The organism is Streptomyces sp. WY228, assembly GCF_019287315.1.
GTDB lineage: Bacteria > Actinomycetota > Actinomycetes > Streptomycetales > Streptomycetaceae > Streptomyces > Streptomyces caviscabies.
Genome location: NZ_CP079114.1, coordinates 7,184,072 through 7,206,339, shown reverse-complemented (window position 1 = coordinate 7,206,339; position 22,268 = coordinate 7,184,072). Strand labels below are relative to the sequence as shown.

Sequence of the window (22,268 nt, the reverse complement as noted above, 5' to 3'; positions counted from 1 at the left end):
TACGACGAGCGTAACTTTAGGGCGGACGCACCTCGCCGGTCAAGATATTCTTGCCACCGACGTAAACTTCTCTCATGAGCATCCACACTGACGACGTCGGAGCGGTGGGCCTCCGGGAGTCCAAGAAGCGGGAGACGCGTCGGCTGATCTCCGATCACGCCACCCGGCTCTTCATCGAGCAGGGCTTCGAGCGCACCACCATCGCGGAGATCGCCGATGCGGCCCGGGTCGCCAAGAAGACGGTGACCAACTACTTCGCGCGCAAGGAGGACATGGCCCTGGACCATCAGGACGCGTTCGCCGCGAGCCTCGCCGATACCGTCGGCGACCGGGCGCCGGGCGAGTCGGCCCTGATGGCTCTGCGCCGCGCCTTCCTCGCCTCCGTGGCCGCGCAGGACCCGGTCGCCGGGTTCGCGGGGGCCGCGTTCTCGCGGATGATCGCCGACAGTCCCACGCTGACGGTCTGCCTGCGCGGACTGCACGACCGCCGCGAAGAGGCCCTGGCCGAGGTGCTCCGCAGCGCCACGGGCGCGGCGGCCGGGGACATCACGCCGCATACGGTCGCGGCGCTGCTCGGCGGGGTGCACCGCGTGCTCTTCGGACGCATCCAGGAGTTGACGCTCGCCGGGCGGACCAACCCGGAGATCGCCGCGGTCGTGGCCGAGGAGGCGGAGCGCTCCTTCGATCTGCTCGGGCCCTCGCTCGGCGACTACGCCGTGGCCGGCTGAGCGAGGCCGCGGACGGTGGTTCATCGGCGCCGGGACGGCAGAGGACGGGCCGCACCCCGCATCGGGGGCGGCCCGTCCTCGTACCGTCGTGCCGTCGTCGTGTCAGTCGCTCAGAAGAACACCCCGCACCGCAGCAGCACGTTCGCGTACGGCCGCGCCTCCCCCGTGCGGACCACCAGGCGGGCCGTCGCCGTCAGCGCCTTCAGGTCGTCGTGCGGGACCACGTCCAGCCAGGGGAAGTGGCCGTCCAGGAGCGCCGCTGCCTCCGGGTTGGCCTCGCGGATCTCCTCGGCGGCCGTCGCGCCCTCCACGACCAGGTCGTCGAGCAGGCCGTCGAGCACCTCGGCGAACGACGGGGTGCCGGCGCGGAAGGCCAGATCGACGACGCGGGGGCCGGGTGGGATCGGCATACCGGCGTCGCAGATCAGGACGGTGTCGCCGTGGCCGAGTTCGGCGATCGCGCCCGCCAGGTGGCGGTTGAGGATGCCCGACTTCTTCACAGCGCGTCGACCTCCTCCAGCGTCGGGAACGACTCCTGCGCCCCCCGTGCCGTGACCGCCGCCGCGCCCACCCGCACCGCGAAGGCCGCCGCCTCCCGCAGGCCGTCGCCCCGGCCCAGCCGCCAGGCGAGAGCGGCCGTGAACGCGTCCCCGGCGCCGGTCGTGTCGACGGCCTCCACCTTCGGGCTGACGAGGTGGTCCAGGGAGTCCGCTCGGCTGTCGGCCACCAGGGCGCCGGCCGCGCCCAGGGTGATCACGACCGAGCGCGGGCCCAGCGCGAGGAGCGCCGGGGCCCAGTCGTGCGGCGTCTCCCCCGCGCCCTCGCCCAGGATGTACCGCGCCTCGTGCTCGTTGACCACCAGCGGATCGCAGGCGGCGAGCACCTCCTCGGGGAGCGGGGCGGGCGGCGACGGGTTGAGGACGAGGCGGGTGTCCGGCCCCCGGCCGCGTACCGTCTCGGTCACCGTGTCCAACGGAATCTCCAGCTGTACGGAGATGACCCGGGCGGCCGCCAGCAGCGGGGCCGCCGCCCGGACGTCCTCGGGCGTGAGGCGTCCGTTGGCGCCGGGCGAGACCACGATGCTGTTGTCGCCCGAGGGGTCGACGGTGATCAGCGCGACGCCCGTGGGCGCCCCGCCCACCAGCACGCCGTCCGTGTCCACGCCGGCCGCGCGCTGGGTCTCCAGCAGCAGCCGTCCGTGGTCGTCGTCGCCGACCCGGGCGAGCAGGGCCGTCCTGGCGCCGAGACGGGCGGCGGCCAGTGACTGGTTGGCGCCCTTGCCGCCGGGGTGGACGGCCAGGTCGGAGCCGAGGACCGTCTCGCCGGGCGCGGGGCGGCGCTCGACGCCGATCACCAGGTCGGCGTTGGCCGACCCGACGACCAGCAGGTCGTACCGGTCGTCGGGGGCGTTGTCGTGCATGTGCGTGCTTCCTGCTTTCGTCGGTCCGGGATCACCGGAGTCACCAGGCCGGTGCGCGGGACCGGTTCAGGAGAACCGGCCCCGCGGGCCGGGTTCAGGAGAAGTCGGCGACGTTCTCGCGGGTGACCACCTTGACCGGCACCTTCACCGTGCTCTCCACCTTCTCGTCCTTGGCCGCCTTCACGGCGTTCTGTACCGCGATCCTGCCCAGTTCGGCGGGCTGTTGGGCCACCGACGCGTAGAGCGTGCCGGCCTCGACCGCCTTCAGGCCGTCCGGGGTTCCGTCGAAGCCGACGACCGAGACGGACTTTCCGGCCTTGTCGCCGAGCGCCTTGACCGCGCCGAGCGCCATCTCGTCGTTCTCCGCGAAGACTCCGGTGACGCCCGGGTGCGACTGGATGAGGTTCGTCATGACGTCCAGGCCCTTGGTGCGGTCGAAGTCCGCGGGCTGCTTGGCGACCACCTTGATGTCCGGGTACGCCTTCAGACCCTCGGTGAAGCCCGCTCCGCGCTCACGGCTGGCGGAGGTGCCCGCCGTGCCCTGGAGGATGACGATGCTGCCCTTGCCGCCGAGCTTGTCGGCCAGCGCGTCGGCGGCGAGCTTGCCGCCCGCCACGTTGTCGGAGGCGACGAGCGTCGCGGTGTCCGCCTTGTTGACGCCCCGGTCGGCGGCGATCACGGGGATGTCCGCCTTGTTGGCGCTGCGGACGCCCGGTCCGACGGCGTCCGAGTCCACCGGGTTGACGATGATCGAGGAGACGCCGGAACTGGTGAAGTTCTGGAGCTGGTTGGCCTGCTGGGAGGCGTCGTTCTGGGCGTCGGTGACGGTGAGGTCGATGCCCGCCTTCTCGGCCTCTGCCTGCGCGCCCTCCTTCATCTGCACGAAGAAGGGGTTGTTGAGCGTGGAGAGCGACATGCCGACCTTCGTCGTGCCGCCGGAGGAACCGGAGTTGAAGAAGGAGACCGCGCCGACGACGACCGCCACGCAGAGCGCGGCGCCGCCCAGCTTGAGCGCGTTCTTGCGGCCGGACCCTGGTGCGCCGGGTGCGGCGCCCGCCGAGGAGGCCGCTCCCGAACCGGCCTTGCGCCGCAGCGTGTCCAGCAGGACGGCGAGCGCGATGACGACGCCGATGACGACCTGCTGCCAGAACGCCGACACGGACAGGAGGTTGAGGCCATTGCGGAGGACCGCGAGGATGAGCGCGCCGATCAGGGTGCCGGAGGCCTTGCCGACACCGCCGGCCAGGCTGGCGCCGCCGATGACGACGGCGGCGATGGCGTCGAGTTCGTACCCCTGGGCGGCCTGCGGCTGCGCGGAGACGAGGCGCGAGGCCAGGACGATGCCCGCGACGGCGGCGAAGAGGCCGGACAGCGCGTAGATGACGATCTTCTGGCGCTTGACCCGGAGCCCGGAGAGCCGGGCCGCCTCCTCGTTGCCGCCGATGGCGTACATCGAGCGGCCGATGAACGTGCGGCCCAGGATCAGCGCGGTGATCAGGCCCATCGCGATCATCACGAGGACCGGTACGGGGAGCCAGCCGCCGAGCGTGTCGCCGAGCCGCGAGACGGACTCGGGGAAGGCGATCGGGCTGCCCTGCGAGATGACCAGCGAGAGGCCGCGGGCGATGGAGAGCATCGCCAACGTCGCGATGAACGGCGGGAGTTTGCCGTACGAGATGAGCGCGCCGTTCACGAAGCCGCAGGCGATGCCGGTGACGATCGCGAGGACGACGGCCAGAACGACGGGCACGCCCGCCGATGTCGCCGACCAGGCGAGGACGGTCGCGGACAGGGCCGCCACCGATCCGACGGACAGGTCGATGCCCGCCGAGACGATGACGAAGGTGACGCCGAACGCGAGGATGGCGGTGACGGCGGCCTGGACGCCGACGTTCAGCAGGTTCTGGGTGGTGAGGAAGTCGCCGGAGAGCAGCGACATCGCCACCACCAGGACGACCAGGGCGCTGAGTGCGCCGTTGTCGAGCAGGACGCGGCGTATCACGGAGGTGCCCCCTGTGCCCGTGTCACTCTTGAGTGTCTCAGTGGCCACGGGGGCCCTCCTCTTCCTTCTTCGGTGCGGGGTGTTCGGTGGGCGCGGGTGCGTCGGTGGGCGGGTCGGCGGGGCCCTGGGTGCCGACGGCGAGGGCCATGACGGCGTCCTGGGTCGCTTCGTCCGCGGGGAGTTCCCCGGCGATCCGGCCCTGGGCCATGACCAGCACCCGGTCGCTCATGCCGAGGACCTCCGGCAGATCGCTGGAGATCATCAGGACGGCGTGGCCGGAGGCCGTCAGCTCGTTGATGAGCTGGTAGATCTCGACCTTGGCGCCGACGTCGATGCCCCGGGTGGGTTCGTCGAGGATGAGCACCCGGGTGTCGGCCAGCAGCCACTTGCCGATGACGACCTTCTGCTGGTTGCCGCCGGAGAGGGTGCGGACATGCTGGCCGAGGCCGGACATGCGGACGCCGAGCTGCTTCGCGATGCGGGCGGCGGCCGTGCGCTGGCCCTTGAGGTCCACGAGTCCGGAGCGGGTCGCGGAACGCAGGGTGACCAGGCCCAGGTTCTCCTGCACGGAGGCGTCGAGGACCAGGCCCTGGCCCTTGCGGTCCTCCGGCACGAGGCCTATTCCGGCGCCCATGGCCGCCGGGACGTCGTGCCGGGCGAGGCGTTCGCCGCGTACGTCGACGGTGCCGGTGTCGTACGGGTCGGCGCCGAAGACCGCGCGCGCCACCTCCGTACGCCCGGCGCCGACGAGTCCGGCGAGGCCGACGACCTCACCGGCGTGCACGTCGAAGCTGATGTCGTGGAAGACGCCGTTGCGGGTCAGCCCCCGTACGGACAGCAACGCGTCGCCCGCGTCGGGGCGTTCGCGCGGGTACTGCTGCTCGATGCTGCGGCCGACCATGAGCTGGACGAGCTCGTCCTCGGGGGTGGAGGCCGGAACCTGGTCGATGCTGCGGCCGTCGCGCAGGACGGTGACGCGGTCGCCGAGTGCGGCGATCTCTTCCAGGTGGTGGGTGATGAAGACGATTCCGACGCCGTCCTCGCGGAGTTGGCGCACGATCGCGAAGAGCTTGTCGACCTCCTCGGAGGTGAGCACGGCGGTCGGCTCGTCCATGATCAGGACGCGGGCCTCCAGGCTGAGCGCCTTGGCGATCTCCACCATCTGGAGCCGGGCGATGCCCAGTTCACGGACCTTGGCGTCGGGGCGTACGTCGACGCCGACCCGGCGCAGCAGCTGCTCCGCGTCCTGGCGCATCCGCCGGTGGTCGACAAGCCCGAAGCGGCGCGGCTGGCGGCCCAGGAAGATGTTCTCGGCGACCGTGAGGTCGGGTACGAGGTTGAACTCCTGGTAGATGGTGGCGATCCCGAGCCGTTCGGCGTCCTGGGCGCCCTCGATGCGGACCTCGCGGCCCTCGGCCAGGATGCGGCCGCGGTCGGGGCGGTAGGCGCCGGAGAGCATCTTGATGAGGGTGCTCTTGCCCGCGCCGTTCTCGCCGAGCAGGACATGGACCTCGCCTCTGCGGAGGTCGAAGTCGACGTTGTCGAGCGCCACCACGCCGGGGAAGGTCTTACGCAGACCTTCGATGCGCAGCAACTCGTCCGGCGCGGTGGCCGGTTGCTCCTCCAGTGGGGTCACCGGTCGCTCCTCTGGTTCGTTGCGGCCCCGCCGCACGAGCGGCGTACGACGAGGCGGGCGGGCAGGGTGACGGACTGCGGGGTCCGCCCTTCGATCAGGTCGGCCAGCGCGCGCACGGCGGCCCGTGCCAGGTCGGCGGTCGGCTGGGCGATGGTGGTGATCGGCGGATCGGTGTGGACGAACCACGGGATGTCGTCGAAGGCCGCGAGCGCGATGTCGTCGGGCACCCGCAGGCCGTGGGCCCTGATGGCGTCGAGCGCGCCGAGCGCCATCAGGTTGTCGGCCGCGAACACGACCTCGGGCGGCTCGTCCAGCGCCAGGAACCTCTCGGTGGCGCGTCGGCCGCTGGCGGCCTGGAAGTCGCCCTGCCCGATATAGGCGTCGGGCAGGGCGAGCCCGAGCTCCCGCATCGCGTCCCGGAAGGCCTCGACCCGCTCGTTGCCGGTGGTGGTGGCCGCGGGCCCGGCGATGATGGCGAGCCTGCGGTGACCGCGTCCGTGCAGATGCGCGACGAGATCCCTGACCGCGCCGGTACCGTCCGCCCGGACGACGGGTACGTCGATGCCGGGGATCCAACGGTCCACGAAGACCATCGGTGTACCGCTCGGGGCGACCTCGCGCAGCACCGGGGAACCACCGTCGGCGGGCGATACGAGAAGCCCGTCGATCCTGCGGTCGATGAGCGTGCGGATGTGGTGGTCCTGGAGCTCGGGCCGCTCGTCGGCGTTGCCGATGATGACGCTGTAGCCGAGCGCGCGGGCTTCCTCCTCGACGAAGCGGGCCAGCTCGGTGAAGTACGGGTTGAGCACATCGCTGATGACCAGCCCGAGGGTGCGGGTCTGGGCCGTGCGCAGCGAGCGGGCAACCGCGTTGGGCCGGTAGCCGAGGGCCTCGACGGCGGCGAGGACGCGGGTGCGCGCCTCCTCGCTGACGGACGGATGGCTGTTCAGCACGCGCGAGACCGTCGCGACGGACACTCCCGCCTCGGCCGCGACATCCTTGATGCCCGCCATGTCCGGACCACCTCCTTGTGGTTTCCGTACACCTCGAAACCCGGGGGTGATCGGCGACGAACCGGTGAGAACCGGCGGCACGACGTCCGTGGAATCGATTACACGGATGATTGGAATCGATTACATGGCCGAAAGCAAGACCCCCTCCCGTGGCCGAGACCGGATCGTGACGGGAGGGGGGAGTGAGTACGGGCCCGCGGTGGGTTGAGTCATCCGCCTCATGCCCGGACGGCGGGCGCCCGGCGAGGATCAGGGCATGGATCCCCGCACCTATGACACCCTCTACCGGCCGGCCCGGATCGCGCCTCCGCCCCGGCACCTCGGCGTGGTGCTGCTGTCCGCGGCGCTGTGGCTGCTCACGTCGCTGTCCCTCTCCTGGCTGTGCTTCATGGTCGGGATGACAGCACTGTGGAGCGCGGCGGCGGGCGTGCCGGTCGGCGGCTTCCTGCTGTGCTGCTCCGCGGTCCTGTGCGGTGGCGCGGGCGTGTTCGTCGCAGTCTGCCGGGCGCCGGCGGTGCGGCGTATGTCCGGTGAGGGACGCAGCCTCCTGCTGGGAGCTCTGGCCTGCCCGGTTCCGCTGGTCCTGGCGGCGGTCGCGTGGTTCTCCGCCGGGTGACCGATTCGGCCGGGCGCCCTGCCCACGCCGCCGCGCGCCCGGCAAAGCAAAAGACCCCACGTGATGTGGGGTCTTGCTGGTGTCCGAGGGGGGACTTGAACCCCCACGCCCGATAAAGGGCACTAGCACCTCAAGCTAGCGCGTCTGCCATTCCGCCACCCGGACAAGGTGTCTGTCGTTCGCGGTGTGTTCCCCGCGGCGACATGGAAAACAATACCAGGGGTTCGGAGTGCGTTTCACCTGCGTATCCGGTGCATATCTGGTGGTCAGTGCGGTGCGGCGTGCCGATGCGACCTCGGCCTCCCCGGTCCGTGGAGCTCCCGGGGCTACCTTCGCGTCCATGAGTGATCGCGGCTACCGCCGGCCCCGTCCGCTGTCCCCTCTGCGTGAGCATCTGCGTGACACGTTCTGGTCCGCCCCGACCATGGGGTTCGTCTGCGTGTTCGTGCTGTGGTTGATCGCCACCGAGCTGGACGACGCGATCGTCGCGCTGCTCCGGCGGGAGGAGGCGTACGACGAGCTCAGTCAGCTCATCGCGTTCTCCCAGGACGCGAAGACGATCGTCACCACGATCAGCTCCGCGATGATGACCTTCATCGGTGTCGTGTTCAGCATCTCGCTGGTCGCGGTGCAGATGGCCAGCGGCCAGCTGACGCCCCGGGTGGTGCGGATCTTCGTCAGGAGCCGGATCAGCAAGCTCACGCTGACGGTGTTCCTGGCGACGTTCCTCTTCTCGCTGCTCGTCCTCTCCTCGTACGAGAGCGAGACCGACCCGCGCCTGGTGGTTTCGGTCCCGCTGGTGCAGAGCCTGCTCATCCTGGTGCTGCTCGGGCTGAGTCTGCTGCTCTTCGTCGTCTATGTGAGCGCGACGCTGCGGCTGATGCAGGTGGGGCCGGTCGTCGACAAGATCGCGCGGGACTCGTTCCGGGTGCTGGGCAGGCTGCCGAGGGGGCCGGGCGGCGAGGACGATCCGGGGCCGGAGACCGCGCGGGTGACGCACGAGGGGCGGGCCGGGGTGCTGCGGGACGTGAACACCGCGCGGCTGGTCCGGGCCGCGCGGCGGCAGGACGTCGTGCTGCGGCTCATCCCGCGGATCGGCGACTTCGTCGTGCCGGGGACGCCGGTCCTCGCCGTCCACGGTGGGTCCGTGCCACCCCGGCACCGGCTCCGGTCTTCAGTGTCCGTCTCGGTGGAGCGCACCCTGCACCAGGATCTGGCGTTCGGGCTGCGGCAGCTCACGGACATCGCGCTGCGGGCCCTGTCGACGTCCGTGAACGATCCGACCACCGCCGTGCAGTGCCTGGACCGGATCGTGCAGTTCCTCGCGGCGGTGGCGCGTCTGCCGCTCGGCACCGTCCACCACCGGGACCGGGCCGGGCGGGTGCGGCTCGTGCAGGACGGTCCGGGGTGGGACGACCTGGTCGACCTCGCCTTCGAGGAGATCCGCTGGTGTGTCGCCGGAAGTCCCCAGGTGACGCGTCGGCTCATGGCCGGCCTCGACGACCTGCTGCTGCTCGCTCCGGAGGACCGCAAGAAGTCGCTGCTCAGGCATCGTGAGTTGCTCGTGCAGACCGTGGAGCGGAACGTAGCGGTGGCCGCCGACCGGGAGTTCGCCCTGCTTCCGGACCGGCAGGGCATCGGGTAGTGGCCACGGAGCGGTGAGCGGGGCGGAGGCCGGGCCCGCCGGAGTGGTTCCGGCGGGCCCGGCCGCGTACCTCGGTCGCCGCAGCGGCCCTCGGGTCAGTCGCCGCAGCGGCCCTCGCGCAGGGAGTGCAGGTGCTCGCTCGACTTGCGGGCGAAGGCGAGCGACTCGACCGGGTTGTCGTGCTCGGTCTGCCAGTGGTGGTAGGTCCGGCCCTGGTGCGTCCGGTGTGTGACCTTGGACAGGAACGTCTTGTAGTCGATGTCCCCGTCGCCGACGTCCGACATGCGGTAGCCGTCGCGCGTCGTCTCGTCGCGGACACCGTCCTTGACGTGGAACAGCGGGTAGCGGTTCGGGTGCTTCAGGACGTACTTCAGCGGGTCGAGGGGGGCCGGACTGCCGTCCGCGCGCTTGCTGAAGCGGAACTGGGCGCAGAACGCCCAGTAGATGTCCATCTCCAGGTAGACGAGGTCCGGGTCGGTCTCTTCGAGCAGCACGTCGTAGAGGCGGACGCGCGGCTTGTCGGTCGCGAAGGAGAACTCCTCGGCGTGGTTGTGCTGGTAGAACTTCATGCCGCGCTTACGGGCGGCCGCCCCGTACGTGTTGAAGTCCTCGGCCGCCCGCTTCCAGCCGTCGACCGTGTCGCCGTAGCGGAAGGGGCCCGAGGCCGTGCCGATGTGCTTGAGGCCGAGCGCCTGGGCGTCGTCCAGGACCTTCTCCAGGTTCTGGGCGAAGGTGTAGGCGCCGGGGTTGTTGTCGTCGTAGTAGCCGACGTGGCTGCCGATCGGGTTGAGGCCGTGGTCGCGGGCCAGCCGCTTGAGCTGGGCCAGCGTGATGGCGCCCGCCGAGCCCTGGGTGTAGCCGGCGAACTCGATCTCGTCGTAGCCGTACTTCTCCAGTTCGGCGAAGACGGGGGCGAAGCCGAGGGTGGAGACCTGGTCGCGGAGGCTGTAGAGCTGGATGCCGAGGCGGCCGGGCGGCAGGACGGGCTTGCCCTTGCCGTGCCCGTGACCGTGGCCGTGGTCATGTCCGTGGCCGTGGCCCTTGCCGTGTCCCTGGCCGCGGTCGCGGCTGTCGGCCTGGGCGCTCGCCGTGCCGATGATCGTGGCGGCGGTGGCTCCGGCGGCGACACCGAGGATGTTGCGGCGGCTCAGTCTGCGGGCGAGTTCGGTGTCCTTGGAGGTGCGGCTCATGTTCGCGTGACTCCCTTGGTGACATGGGTGACGTGGGGTGAGCTGTGCGGTGCCGGGGCGTTGTCAGTGCAGTCCGGCAAGCTGGAGGAGCAGGGCCTTCACTTCGGTGGCCCTGACCCGTTCGGTGAGCGCGTGGGGGGTGGAGCAGAGGATGAGCGGACCTTCGTCGTCGCTCTCGGGGTGGCGGCCGTGGCTGCCGCGAATAGGTGAGGGGTCCAGGGGGACGACCGCCATGCGGTAGCGCAGGCCGAGCTTCTTGCGGGCGACCGCAGAGACGGCCTTGACCCGGACGTAGGGGTCCTGGGGGTCCATGAAGAGCTCGACGGGGTCGTAGCCGGGCTTGCGGTGGATCTCGACGAGCTGGGCGAAGTCGGGGGCGCGGGCGTCGTCGAGCCAGTAGTAGTACGTGAACCAGGCGTCCTTCTCCGCGACGGCGACCAGTTCGCCGGAGCGGGGGTGGTCCAGGTGGTGCGCCTTCTTGCCCTCGTCGTCGAGCAGCTGCTCGATGCCGGGCAGGTCCGCGAGGGCCGCCCGGGTCGCTTCCAGGTCCTCGGGGCGGCGTACGTAGATGTGGGCGAGCTGGTGGTCGGCGACGGCGAAGGCGCGTGAGGCCATCGGGTCCAGGTATTCCATGCCGTCCTGGGTGTGGACCTCCAGCAGGCCCGCCCGACGCAGGGCGCGGTTGATGTCGACCGGCCGGTCGACGCGGGTGATGCCGTATTCGGAGAGGGCGACGACGGTACGCCCCTCGGCCCGGGCGTCGGCCAGCAGCGGGGCCATGGCCCGGTCGAGGTCGGTGGCGGCCTGGTGGGAGCGGGGGTCGTCGGGGCCGTAGCGCTGGAGGTCGTAGTCGAGGTGGGGCAGGTAACAGAGGGCGAGGTCGGGTGTGCGGGTGGCGATGATGTGCCGGGTGGCGTCGATGATCCACTGGGAGGAGACGAGGTCGGCGCCGGGGCCCCAGAAGTGGAAGAGGGGGAACGTGCCGAGTTTGTCGGTCAGTTCGTCGTGCAGGGCGGGGGGCCGGGTGTAGCAGTCGGGTTCCTTGCGGCCGTCGGCGTAGTAGACGGGGCGCGGGGTGACGGTCCAGTCGGTGTCGGCGCCCATCGCGTACCACCAGCAGATGTTGGCGACGGTGTAGCCGGGGTGGGCGCGGCGGGCGGCGTCCCAGAGTCTGTCGCCCTCGACGAGCCCGTTGTGCTGGCGCCAGAGCAGGACGTCGCCGAGCTCGCGGAAGTACCAGCCGTTGGCGACGATGCCGTGTTCGGCGGGCATGGCGCCGGTGAGGAACGTGGACTGGGCGGCGCAGGTGACGGCGGGCAGCACGGTGGAGAGCGGTGCCTGTGCGCCCTGCTCGCCCAGGGCCCGGAGGTTCGGCATGTGGGCCAGGAGCTGGGGGGTGAGGCCGACGACGTCGAGGACGAGGAGCGGGGTGGGGCCGCCGGTCTCCTGTGCGGTTTCCGTGCCGGTTTCGGGCGCGCTCATGGCAGTTCCTTGAGGCCGAGGTCGACCAGGAGGTCGCGGGCGAGGGTGAGTTCGGCGGCGATGCCGTCGGCGAGCTGGGTGCGGGTGCGGGGCCGCAGTTCGGCCGGCAGCGCCTGCCAGGTGTACGTCTCGACCTCCAGGTGCCGGGTCAGCGGCGCGGGACCACCGACGAGCCGGGCGAGTGTGTCGCGCAGCACGGGCAGGGTCGAGGTCAGCGGGGGCGCGGGGGGTGCGTGCAGCGGTACGTGGAAGTGGGCGCGCCAGGGGGTGGAGTCGGGGAGCGCCCGGCCGGTGACGGCTTCGTCGAGGTCGTCGGTGCCGCGCAGTCCGGCGGCGGTGCTGGTGCGGGTCTGGTGCAGGAAGCGTGGTTCGGCGAACGCGGCGAGCGCGGAGCGGACCTCGGGCAGGTGGGGCTGGTCGGCGTGCAGGGCGGCGGAGAGCTGCGACTTCACGACGCGTACGCCGGCGGCGGCCAGGGCGTGGAGGGCGGTCCCGGGGTCCTCGAAGGAGGTGGCGAGGTGGCAGGTGTCGACGCAGATGCCGATGCGGTCGTGCCCGACGTCGGTGAGCGGGGCGATGGCGTCGGCGGTGGTCTCGACCGTGCAGCCCGGTTCCGGTTCGAGGCCGATCCGGATGGACTTGCCGGTCATCTCGGCCAGGGCGTCGAGGCGCTGGGCGAGCGTGGTGAGCGCGGCTCGTGCGGTGCGGGCGGCCTCGGGGTCGCCGTCGTAGGGGGTGCGCCAGGCGAGCGGCAGGGTGGAGATGGTGCCCTCGGTGACGTCGTCCGGGAGCAGGGTGGCCAGGAGGCGGGCGAGGTCGGTGGTGTGGGCGAGCCGGTCGGGTTCGGTCCAGTCCGGCCGGTAGACCCGGTATTTGACCTCGTCGGCGCCGAAACCTTCGTACGGGAAGCCGTTGAGGGTGACCACTTCGAGGCCGCGGCTGTCGAGTTCGGCGCGCAGGGAGCGGAGTTCGGCGGGGTCGTTGATCAGGGCGCGGGCGGCGTCCCGGGCGAGCCAGAGGCCGATGCCGAGGCGGTCCCGGCCGAGTCGGCGGCGGACGGGTTCGCAGTGGTCGCGGAGCTGGGCGCGGACGCCGTCCAGGGTTTCGGCGGGGTGGACGTTGGTGCAGTAGGCGAGGTGGACGGTGGAGCCGTCCGGGTGGCGGAAGCGCATGGCCGCCTCACTCCCCGCCGCGCAGGATGGAGTTGCCCTCGTGGAGTGGATCGGGGGCCGGGACGTCCAGCTGGAGGCGGCCGCTCTGGCCGTAGAAGGCGACGGGGTTGCGCCACAGGACCTGGTCGACGTCGTCCTCGGTGAAGCCGGCCTTCAGCATGGCGTCGGCGACCTTGCGGGTCTTGAGGGGGTCGCTCTTTCCCCAGTCGGCGGCCGAGTTGACGAGGACCTTCTCGGTGCCGTGGTTCTGGAGGATGGTGACCATGCGGTCCTCGTCCATCTTGGTGTCCGGGTAGATGGAGAACCCGGCCCAGCAGCCGCTGTCGGTGGCGGCTTTCACGGTGGTCTCGTTGAGGTGGTCGAGCAGGACGAACTCCGGGGGGAGGTTCGATTCGCGGACGACGTCGATGGTGCGGTGGAGACCGGCGAGCTTGTCGCGGTGCGGGGTGTGGACGAGGGCGGGCAGCCCGTGGTCGGCGGCGAGCTGGAGCTGGGCGGCCAGCGCGTGGTCCTCGGCCGGGGTCATGGAGTCGTAGCCGATCTCGCCCACGGCGACGACGGAGTCCTTGACGAGATAGCGGGGCAGTGCGTCCAGGACGGGGGTGCAGCGGGGGTCGTTCGCCTCCTTGGGGTTGAGGGCGAGCGTGCAGTGGTGCGCGATGCCGTACTGCGAGGCGCGGAAGGGCTCCCAGCCGAGGAGTGCGTCGAAGTAGTCGAAGAAGCTGGCGGGCGAGGTGCGGGGCTGGCCGAGCCAGAAGGAGGGCTCGACGAGCGCGCGGACGCCCGCGTCGTACATCGCCCGATAGTCGTCGGTGGTGCGGGAGGTCATGTGGATGTGGGGGTCGAAGATGCGCATCAGGACTCCTCCGTGGGGGCGGGGGCGGTGGGGGCTCCGGTCCGCCGGGCATGCCCCAGGACCGTGCGCAGGTCTTCGGGGACGGTGCGGCCGGCCGCGGTGCGTTCGGCGGCGAAGTCGCCGAGCATGCGGGCGAGTTCGGCGTCGCCTCGGGCCCGGTCGGCGAGCCGGGCGACCGCCGCGACCGGCACTTCGGTGAACAGGCACTTCAGTACGGCGTGCCGCCAGGCGTGGGCGTCGAGGTGGTCGGCGGCGTAGGGGCCGACGGCCGCGGCGACCAGCCGGGTGTCGTTGGCGCGCAGGGCGTCCTCGACGAGCGGGAGGGCGGTGTCGCCGAGGTCGAGCAGGTGCAGGGTGAGGAGGACGGCGCGGCGTTCGGCCGCGGTGCCCTGCTCGTAGAGCCGGGTGACGGAGGGCAGGGAGGCGCGGGCCTCGACGAGCAGAAGGGAGCGTACGGAGTCGGCGTGCTCCGGTCCGCAGTGCCGGCCGGCGGCGGCGTAGCGCAGCTCCCACGGCGGGGAGGCGTACGGGCTCGCGCCGGGGCGGGGGGCGTCGGAGGCGGCTGCCGCGTCGTGGGCTGCCTCGGCGAGGGCCTCGTCCAGCCAGGCGCGGGCGGACCCGTCGAGTTCGGCGTCCAGTTCCTTGCGGGACTTCAGCACGGTGCGCCTCCCTTAGTCGCCGTACCGCGTGTCATGGCGTCGTGCAGGAAGTCGATGGACGCACGGGCCAGTTCGGGGCCGGCGTGGGAGTGGCGGGGCAGTTCGACGACGGTGAGGCCCCGGTAGTCCGAGGCGGCCAGGGCGGCGAGCACGGGCGGGAAGTCGATCTCCCCGTCGCCGAACGGAAGGTGTTCGTGGACTCCGCGCCGCATGTCCTCGATCTGTACGTGCCGGAGCCAGGGGGCGGAGTCCTTGATGCACTCCACCGGCGAGGCCTCCTCCAGGCACTGGCAGTGGCCGATGTCGAGGGTGAGGCCGAGCGGTCCCGGGTCGCCGAGCAGGCCGCGCAGGTGGTGGAAGTCGGCGAGGGTGGCGAGGAGGTGGCCGGGTTCGGGCTCGATGGCGACAGGAACGCCGGACCGGTCAGCGGCTTCGAGTACGGGGGCGAGCGCTTCGGTGAGCCGCTTCCACGCGGTGTCCGTCGAGGCGCCGGGTGGCGTGATGCCGCTGAAGCAGTGGACGGCGTGCGCACCGAGTTCGGCGGCCACGTCGACGGCGCGGACGAGCAGCGCGGTGCGGGCGGCTCGGGCGTCGGGGTCCGGGTCGAGGAGGGAGGGGCCGTGCTTGCGGCGCGGGTCGAGGACGTAGCGGGCGCCGGTCTCCACGGTGACCCGGAGCCCGAGGGAGGTGAGCCTGCGGCGGACCTGGCGGGTGCGTTCGGCGAGGTCCGGGGCCATGGGGTCCAGGTGCATGTGGTCGAGGGTCAGGCCGACGCCCTCGTAGCCGAGGTCGGCGAGCAGGCCGAGGGCGTCGTCGAGGCGGAGGTCGGTGAGCCCGTTGGTGCCGTATCCGAGGTGGAGGGTCATGTGAGGCTCACCTTCCGGGCGAGGCTGCGGGCGAGGGGGACGAGCCCCATGACGGCGAGTCCGGTGACGGGCGCGCCGGCGCGGGCGGCGAGCGCGGCCTGGAGCGGGATCATGGCCCGGATGCCCCCGCCGACCGCCCGCTGGGTGAGCGGCGGGGACGGGTTGAGTGCGGCGTGCAGGAGGGGTGGTCCGGCGGTACGGAGGTAGGCGCCGGTGAGCGCGACGACGAGGAGCCGGAGGGGGTCGGTGGCCCGGCCGGGGAGACCCCGCCCGGGGATGCCCCGCCCCAACAGGTCTTGCCCGAGGAGGTCTTGCCCTGGGGTGTCGCCGGGCTGTGGGCCCGCACCGCGGGCGGTGGCCCGGCCGGGGACGGCTGTCCTTCGGGCCGTCGCTCCGCGGGCGGGCGCCCCTGCGGGACCTGCTCCGGTCCCCGGGCCCGCGCCGGAGGCGGTCACCGTCGCTCCGGGCAGGCCGAGGGTCCTGCCCCACCGCTCCCCCAGTACCGCTGCCGCGAGTGCCGTCGTCGTGGCCAGCACCGCGAGCGGGGTTCCGGTGGAGCCGCCCTGCGCCTCGTGGCGCGATACGGCGGTGACGCCGTAGGTGTGCGCCCCGAGCACGAAGGCGGCGGGAAGCGCGGGGAGGCACGTGGTCAGGCCGCCGAGCACCGGCGTCGGGGCCGCTCCACCGCGCGCCGGTGCCGGGCCCGCTGCTCCTCGCGCCGAGATCAGGCTCGCCCGTGCGGGTGTCGCGCCCGCCCGGGCCGCCCGTCCGGCAACGTTGTCGAATCGGGCTCCGACGGCCGGCGTTCCGGTGCCCGACGCGGCCACCTTGCCGGTCGCCGTGGCCGTCGCGCCCAGCAGGAGGTCCAGCGAGCGGGCCGCCGCCATGGCCGCCGGGCCCGCCTTCGTGTGCTTCAGGTGCAGGTCGTAGGCCCAGACCGTGGCGGCCAGCCCCGTGGCCACGGTCAGCGCGGGGCGGCCGGCGCGGGCCGCCAGGGCGAGGCCCGCCGCGGTCAGTACCCCGGCAGCGCCCAGGGCCGCCGCCGGGCTGATGCGGCCCGAGGGGATCGGGCGGTGCGGGCGGTCCACGGCGTCCTCTTCGCGGTCGGCCCAGTCGTTGAGGGCCATCCCGGCCTCGTACAGGCAGAGCGACGCGCCGATCGCCAGTGCGGTGCCCCGGCCGGGCCGGCGGCCCACCGCCGCGGCGCCCGCCAGCGCGTCCCCGGGCACGGAGAACAGGGCGGAGACGCGGAGCAGTTCCGCCCAGGCCCGCAGGCGCTGCCGGGGCGCGCTCCGGCCGGAGGCCTGGTGGGCCCCCTGGCCGGAGGCCCGGTCGGCACCGCGGCCGGAGGCCCGGCCCGAGGCCTGGTCGGCGCCCTGCTCGGCGTCCGGTCCGGAGGCCGCCCGCGATCGGCTCGCGTCCGCGTCCTCCGCGCCCTGTTCTCCGTTCCGGCCCGTGGGGGGCGGTCCGGGCCTGTCCGGTGCGGGCGCAGTCCCACCCGCACCGGACAGGCTGTCATCGGTCACGGCAGCGGGCGGGCCGCCGTGTGCAGAACCGTTCCGCCGCCCGGCCGGGAGCAGCGACAGGGCCGCCACCAGCGCGGCCGGAACGGCTCGGCCTCCCCGCCTCACGCCTGGGCCCGCAGCCGCTCGGCGAAGGAGAGCAAGGTCGTGTACTGCTCGGCGAGCGCCGCCGAGGTGCCGCCGTCCGGGTCCTTGAAGTAGAAACCCAGCTCCGGCAGCGGGCCGCTGATCCCGGCCTCGTGGGCGCGGGCGAGCAGCCGGGCCAGGTCCAGGACCAGCGGGGCCGCGAGGGCCGAGTCGCAGCCCTGCCAGATGGTCTGGAGGATCATGCGGGAGCCGAGGAAGCCGTCGAAGGCGATGTGGTCCCAGGCGGTCTTCCAGTCCCCCATCGCGGGCACGTCGTCGATGTGCACCTCGCCCTCGGGCGCGGTGCCGAAGGTGTCGGCCAGGACGCGTTCCTTCCCGGCGTTCTTCGCGGCGGCGGCCGCCGGATCGGCCAGCGCCGCCCCGTCCCCGCCGCCCAGGAGGTTCGACCCGGACCACGCCCGTACGGCGAGGGCGCGCTGGAGGAACATCGGGGCGAGCACGGAACGGAGCAGCGTCTGGCCGGTCTTGCCGTCGCGTCCGGCGTGGGGAAGTCCGCTGGAGGCGACGGTGTCGGTGAGCGCGGGGGCGCGCAGTCCGGTGGAGGGGGTGAAGTTGGCGTAGCCGCAGCCGGCGCGCAGGGCGGCGGCCGCGTAGAGCGAGCTGGCGGGCAGCCGGGTGTCGTCGGGGCCGGGCGCGGGTTCGGTGGAGGCGACGTTGACGACGACGACGCGGGCCAGGTCGTGGCGGTGGGCGAAGTCGGTGAGGTCGGCGGCGAACGCGGCGATGAGTTCCTGGTCGCTGCGGGTGTCGCCGGGGAGCGGTCCGCCGGGGCGGATCTCGGCGTCGGCGGCGTCGAGTTCGGCGCGTACGGCGGAGGGCAGTCCGTGCGGCAGCACACCGCCGTCGGCCAGCGCCTCGGCCCGCTTGGACAGCGGGCAGTCGAGGGTGTCGTGGCCGCCGAAGACCAGGTCGGTCAGGGCGGGCAGACCGGCGTCGGCGAAGGGGGGCGTCTCGGTGACCATGCCGGTCGGCGGGTGCAGACCCGCGGCGATGGCGGCGCAGCCCGCGGTGGCGGTGGTCGCCACCGAACCGCGCGCTCCGATGAACCAGACGCCGGTGCGACCCGCGACCTCCGCACGGTCCCCGGCACCGGCGAGGCCCATGGCCTCCGCGCGGTCCGCGGAACCCGCGAGGCCGGAAGCCTCCGAAGGGCTCGGGGTGTCGGTTCGGCCTGGGGCGTCGGTTCGGCCTTCACGATCGGCGTGTGCGGTCACGGGCTGCCTCCCTGGGGCGATGTCGGGGGTGGTGGACGACGGGCGGGGGAAGGCGCGTGCTTCCCCCGCCCGTCGTCGGCAGAGGCGGCCGCCCTACTTCGAGGGCAGCTCCTTCAGTTGGATGTTGCGGAAGGACACCTGGTCGTCGGCTCCGTGGTTCTGGAGGCCGATGTAGCCGTCCTTCAGACTGCGGGCCGGGTCGGTGTTGGTGAAGTCGTTGATCTTCGCTCCGTTGAGGAAGACCTGCAGACGTTCACCCTGGACCTTGATCTCGTAGCTGTTCCACTGTCCCGGCGGCCGCAGGACGCGGTCGCGGGCCTTGATGTTGGCGGACTTGAAGGTGTAGACGGCTCCGGTGGTGCGGTCGGCGGCGTCGGTGGCGTCGATCTGGATCTCGTACCCGTTGTTGACCGCCGACCAGGGGTCGTCGGACTCCGGGAAGCCCACGAAGACACCGGAGTTGTCGTCGCCGGCCATCTTCCAGTCGAGCTTGAGCGAGTACGACTTCAGTTCCTTGGCCTGGTAGGTGAGCAGGCCCATGCCGCCCTCGGAGTGCAGGGCGCCGTCACTGATGGAGAACTTCCCCGGGCCCGCCTGCTTCCATCCCTCCAGCGTCTTGCCGTTGAAGATGGTCCGGTAGCCCTTGTCCGGCTTGCAGTCGGCCTTGACCTGGCCGGTGGCGTAGCGCAGGCCGCCCAGGACGTGGCTGCGGAAGGCCGGTTCGGCGTAGGACTCCTTGGTGTGGCCGAGGCCGGTGTAGAAGGAGCGGCCGCCCTCGTAGGTCTGGCACCAGGAGATCGGGTGATCGCCCTTCATGGTGCCGCCGGTGTAGGTGGTCTCGTCGAGGGTGGCCAGCACCTTGGCCTTGTCCCGGGGGTTGGTGCGGTAGTTGTACCACTCGTCGGTGCGCTCCCACTCCTCGTCCAGGTGCGCGGTGGCCGGATGGTCGTGGTCCTCGACGCGGACGGTGGCGGGCTGGATCTGCGGGTGGGAGTCGAAGTAGGCGCCGACGAGGCCGCCGTAGAACTCCCAGTCGTACTCGGTGTCGGCGGCCGCGTGGATGCCGACGTAACCGCCGCCGGTGGCCACGTAGTTCTCGAACGCCTTCTGCTGATCGGCGTTGAGGACGTCACCGGTGGTGGAGAGGAACGCGACGGCGTCGTAGCGGGCCAGGTTGCTGGTGGTGAACTGGGCGGCGGACTCGGTGGAGTCGACCGTGATGTTGGTTTCCTTGCCGATCTCCTTCAGGGCGGCGATGCCGTCCGGGATGGAGTCGTGGCGGAATCCGGCGGTCTTGGAGAAGACCAGGACGCGCTTGGCGGTCTTGTCGACCGGGGTGTTGGACAGCTCGAAGTCGTCGATGTCGTAGAGGGCTCCGTCACCGCCCTTGAAGACGAGGAAGAGTTCGGTCTGCTTCTTGGGCGCTCCGCGCAGCGGGATGTCGATGTCCTGGAAGGTGTCCCAGCTGCCGGTCACCGGCACCGGGCCCGAGCCGAGGATCTTGCCGGTGGGCGATCCGGTGCGCACTTCGAGGAAGCCGCCGGAGCCGGCCGAGGAGATCCGGGCGGTGAGCTTGGTGGTGTTGCCGAGGACGTAGGTCTTGAAGGAGATCCAGTCGTCGTTGTGGATGTCGCCGACCGTCTTGCCGCCGTGGGCGCTGGACTTGCTCGGCGTGGTGACGCCGGAGGAGTCGTCGAAGTGCTCGGCCTGGCGGTGCCGGGGCTGGAGCCGGGAGGTGTCCTTGCCGGTCAGCTTGGGCTGGCCGCCACCGCCGTTGTCGGTGTACGAGGCCGAAATGCCGCCGTAGATGTTGGCGTTGGGGTCGTGGCCGCCTTCCATGGCGGTCTTGATGGTGCCCTCGCAGCCGTGCTCGGTGGTGATGTCGTGGCCGTGGCTGTCATGGCCCAGGGTGAACTTGACCTCGACCTTGGTGCAGTCGATGGTGCCGTCCTCCGGGTCGCTGACGTTCACCTTGAACGGCACGGCGTCGCCGAACTCGAAGAGCTGTCCGTCCTCGGGGAGCACCAGCTCCACGGTCGGGGCGGTGTTGCCGACGGTGACGTGGACGCTGGCGGAGCCGGTGCGGCCGGTCGGGTCCTCGGCGGTGAGGGTGGCGGTGTAGGTGCCGTTCTTCTTGTACGTGTACGTGGGGTTGGCGGCGGTGGAGGTGCCGCCGTCACCGAAGTCCCAGGAGTAGGTCAGCGGGTCGTCGTCGCCGTCCGCCGTGCCGGCCGAGGAGAACTTCACCTTCAGCGGTGCGGTGCCCGAGGTCTTGTTCGCCGAGGCCTCGGCGATGGGCGAGCGGCCTCCGGTGGCGTTCTCGATGCGGTAGAGCGCGGAGTTCTCGTCGCCGCCGAACCAGGCGAGGCCGTAGTCGAGGACGTACAGCGCCCCGTCCGGGCCGAAGGCCATGTCCATGATCTGGGTGCCGGACCACGGCACGTCGTTGATGGACTGGACGGTGCCGTCGGCGTCCTGCTCGATGCGCTTGATCCACTGGCGGCCGAACTCACCGGCGAAGAAGTCGCCGTCGTAGGCCTCGGGGAACTTCACCGGGGAGTCGAGGTCCGCGTCGTAGCGGTAGACGGGTCCGCCCATCGGGGACTCGGAGCCGGTGCCGAACTCGGGCACGGAGCCGCCGTCGTACGGGATCCACGCGGCCTCGGCCGGCGGCAGGTCGACGAGTCCGGTGTTGTGCGGCGACTCGTTCTTCGGGGCGGCGCAGTCGAAGGCGGCGCCGGAGGTCTTGGTGGCGAAGTCGTAGTCGATGTAGGGCTCGTTGTCGCCGACGCAGAAGGGCCAGCCGAAGTTGGCGGCCTTCGTCACCCGGGCGAACTCGACCTTGCCGGCCGGTCCGCGCTTGGGGTCGGCCGCGCCCGCGTCGGGGCCGTAGTCACCGACGTACACGGTGCCGGTGGCCTGGTCGACGGAGAAGCGGAAGGGGTTGCGGAAGCCCATCGCGTAGATCTCGGGGCGGGTCTTGTCCGTCCCGGGCTCGAAGAGGTTGCCCTCCGGGACGGTGTACGAGCCGTCCTCGGCGACCTTGATGCGCAGGATCTTGCCGCGCAGGTCGTTGGTGTTGCCCGAGGTACGCCGGGCGTCGAACGCCGGGTTGCGGTCGGGGCGTTCGTCGATCGGGGTGAAGCCGTCGGAGGCGAAGGGGTTGGTGTCGTCGCCGGTGGAGAGGTAGAGGTTGCCCTCGGCGTCGAAGTCGATGTCACCGCCGACGTGGCAGCAGGTGCCGCGCGAGGTGGCGACGTCCAGGACCTTCTTCTCGCTGGCGGTGTCGAGGGTGCCGTCCTCGTTGAGGACGAAGCGGGAGAGCCGGTTGACGCCCTCGAACTTCGCGAAGTCGGCGGCGGTGCCGGTCTCCGGGGCGTCGCCCGCGGGGGTGTCGAGCGGGGGTGCGTAGAAGAGGTAGATCGCCCGGTTCTCGGCGAAGTCCGGGTCGACGCCGACGCCTTGGAGGCCCTCCTCATCGTGCGTGTACACGGGGAGGGTGCCGGAGATCCTGGTGTTGCCGGCGCTGTCGGTGATCCGCAGCTCGCCGCTGCGCGAGGTGTGCAGCACGCTGCGGTCGGGGAGGACCGCGAGCGACATGGGCTCGCCGGTCTCCTCCGCGCCCTTGGCGAGGGTGACTTGCTGGAAGTCCTCCGCCACGGGTTCGTCGTGGCCCGGGTGACCCGGGTGGGCGGTGGCGCCGGGAGCGGAGCCGAGGGTCAGGGTCGCGGCGGCGAGCAGGCCGCCGGTGAACAGCGCGAGGGTCTTTCGGACGCGGGTCCGGGCCAGGAGCCGCTTTCGTGTTCTGTGCACGTTGGTCCTCCGGAGAGTGCCGGTTGTACGGGCGGGTGTAGCCGTGCCGTGCCGCGCGGGGACTGCCGCGCGTGCGCCGCCGGGGTCAGGAGCGACCCCGGTGACGCGAGTCATGTCGTGTACACGTGGTGGACGGTAGACCTGTTCGTCCTCGACGGAAAGCCCTTGTGCAACAGGTAAGTCGAACTTCTGCTTCCGTCAGGACAAAGCGATTTCCGGGCAGGGCGAGGCCGCCCCGGGGGCTGGGGCCCGATGTGCGGATCATGCCCCCGGGGCCTGCCGGACC

General features: G+C 71.9%; 17 protein-coding genes and 1 tRNA gene. 3 read left to right on the top strand and 15 right to left on the bottom strand.

Features of this window, described 5'->3' with window-relative positions; all coding sequences use genetic code 11:
* Positions 1-74: 74 nt before the first annotated feature.
* Complete coding sequence (locus KV381_RS31585) at positions 75-728, top strand: TetR/AcrR family transcriptional regulator (protein ID WP_218786861.1); 654 nt, start codon at positions 75-77, stop codon at positions 726-728.
* A gap of 110 nt (positions 729-838) precedes the next feature.
* Here KV381_RS31585 and rbsD read toward each other — a convergent pair whose 3' ends face one another.
* The 5 genes from rbsD to KV381_RS31560 all read right to left on the bottom strand — a co-directional run bounded on the left by rbsD (position 839) and on the right by KV381_RS31560 (position 6,799).
* A complete protein-coding gene (rbsD, locus tag KV381_RS31580; protein WP_103538374.1) occupies positions 839-1,228 on the bottom strand; it encodes a D-ribose pyranase in 390 nt (129 codons plus the stop codon).
* A complete protein-coding gene (locus KV381_RS31575) occupies positions 1,225-2,148 on the bottom strand; it encodes a ribokinase (RefSeq protein WP_086777536.1) in 924 nt (307 codons plus the stop codon). The genes rbsD and KV381_RS31575 overlap by 4 nt, the downstream gene beginning before the upstream one ends.
* 94 nt (positions 2,149-2,242) lie before the next feature.
* Positions 2,243-4,198 (bottom strand): substrate-binding domain-containing protein, encoded by a 1,956-nt coding sequence (locus KV381_RS31570; protein WP_098025533.1) that lies wholly within the window; start codon positions 4,196-4,198, stop codon positions 2,243-2,245.
* The gene (locus KV381_RS31565) at positions 4,188-5,786 is read right to left on the bottom strand and encodes a sugar ABC transporter ATP-binding protein (RefSeq protein WP_030076105.1); all 1,599 of its coding nucleotides are present in this window, start codon (positions 5,784-5,786) and stop codon (positions 4,188-4,190) included. Before KV381_RS31565 ends, KV381_RS31570 begins: the two co-directional genes overlap by 11 nt.
* On the bottom strand, positions 5,783-6,799 hold the full coding sequence (locus tag KV381_RS31560) for a LacI family DNA-binding transcriptional regulator (RefSeq protein ID WP_218786860.1): 1,017 nt from the start codon (positions 6,797-6,799) through the stop codon (positions 5,783-5,785). Before KV381_RS31560 ends, KV381_RS31565 begins: the two co-directional genes overlap by 4 nt.
* A 256-nt stretch (positions 6,800-7,055) precedes the next feature.
* On the opposite strand from KV381_RS31560, the gene KV381_RS31555 reads away from it, so the two are divergent.
* Complete coding sequence (locus KV381_RS31555) at positions 7,056-7,415, top strand: hypothetical protein (protein WP_098025534.1); 360 nt, start codon at positions 7,056-7,058, stop codon at positions 7,413-7,415.
* 77 nt (positions 7,416-7,492) lie between these two features.
* Here the strand turns inward: KV381_RS31555 and KV381_RS31550 are convergent.
* Positions 7,493-7,580: transfer RNA gene (locus KV381_RS31550), tRNA-Leu, on the bottom strand.
* 175 nt (positions 7,581-7,755) lie between these two features.
* Here KV381_RS31550 and KV381_RS31545 point away from each other — a divergent pair.
* A complete protein-coding gene (locus KV381_RS31545; RefSeq protein WP_218786859.1) occupies positions 7,756-9,060 on the top strand; it encodes a DUF2254 domain-containing protein in 1,305 nt (434 codons plus the stop codon).
* Between the two features lie 95 nt (positions 9,061-9,155).
* On the opposite strand, the gene KV381_RS31540 is transcribed toward KV381_RS31545, so the two are convergent.
* From KV381_RS31540 to KV381_RS31500, 9 genes are all read right to left on the bottom strand, one after another.
* Complete coding sequence (locus KV381_RS31540; protein WP_030076100.1) at positions 9,156-10,250, bottom strand: sugar phosphate isomerase/epimerase; 1,095 nt, start codon at positions 10,248-10,250, stop codon at positions 9,156-9,158.
* 63 nt (positions 10,251-10,313) lie between these two features.
* A complete protein-coding gene (locus KV381_RS31535) occupies positions 10,314-11,732 on the bottom strand; it encodes a nucleotide pyrophosphatase/phosphodiesterase family protein (protein ID WP_218786858.1) in 1,419 nt (472 codons plus the stop codon).
* A complete protein-coding gene (eboE, locus tag KV381_RS31530; protein ID WP_098025537.1) occupies positions 11,729-12,904 on the bottom strand; it encodes a metabolite traffic protein EboE in 1,176 nt (391 codons plus the stop codon). Before eboE ends, KV381_RS31535 begins: the two co-directional genes overlap by 4 nt.
* Positions 12,905-12,911: 7 nt before the next feature.
* Positions 12,912-13,760, bottom strand: a complete 849-nt coding sequence (locus tag KV381_RS31525; RefSeq protein ID WP_218786857.1) for a TatD family hydrolase — start codon at positions 13,758-13,760, stop codon at positions 12,912-12,914.
* The gene (locus KV381_RS31520; protein ID WP_218786856.1) at positions 13,760-14,419 is read right to left on the bottom strand and encodes an EboA domain-containing protein; all 660 of its coding nucleotides are present in this window, start codon (positions 14,417-14,419) and stop codon (positions 13,760-13,762) included. The genes KV381_RS31525 and KV381_RS31520 overlap by 1 nt, the downstream gene beginning before the upstream one ends.
* Positions 14,413-15,285, bottom strand: coding sequence for a sugar phosphate isomerase/epimerase (locus KV381_RS31515; RefSeq protein WP_030076090.1), 873 nt, complete (start codon positions 15,283-15,285; stop codon positions 14,413-14,415). The genes KV381_RS31520 and KV381_RS31515 overlap by 7 nt, the downstream gene beginning before the upstream one ends.
* Positions 15,282-16,916, bottom strand: coding sequence for an SCO3242 family prenyltransferase (locus KV381_RS31510; RefSeq protein WP_218786855.1), 1,635 nt, complete (start codon positions 16,914-16,916; stop codon positions 15,282-15,284). The genes KV381_RS31515 and KV381_RS31510 overlap by 4 nt, the downstream gene beginning before the upstream one ends.
* Complete coding sequence (locus tag KV381_RS31505; RefSeq protein ID WP_193462708.1) at positions 16,913-18,169, bottom strand: inositol-3-phosphate synthase; 1,257 nt, start codon at positions 18,167-18,169, stop codon at positions 16,913-16,915. The genes KV381_RS31510 and KV381_RS31505 overlap by 4 nt, the downstream gene beginning before the upstream one ends.
* Before the next feature lie 93 nt (positions 18,170-18,262).
* Positions 18,263-21,982 carry a ThuA domain-containing protein gene (locus KV381_RS31500; protein WP_218786854.1) on the bottom strand — a complete coding sequence of 1,240 codons (3,720 nt, stop codon included), beginning with the start codon at positions 21,980-21,982 and terminating at the stop codon, positions 18,263-18,265.
* Between the last annotated feature and the right edge of the window lie 286 nt (positions 21,983-22,268).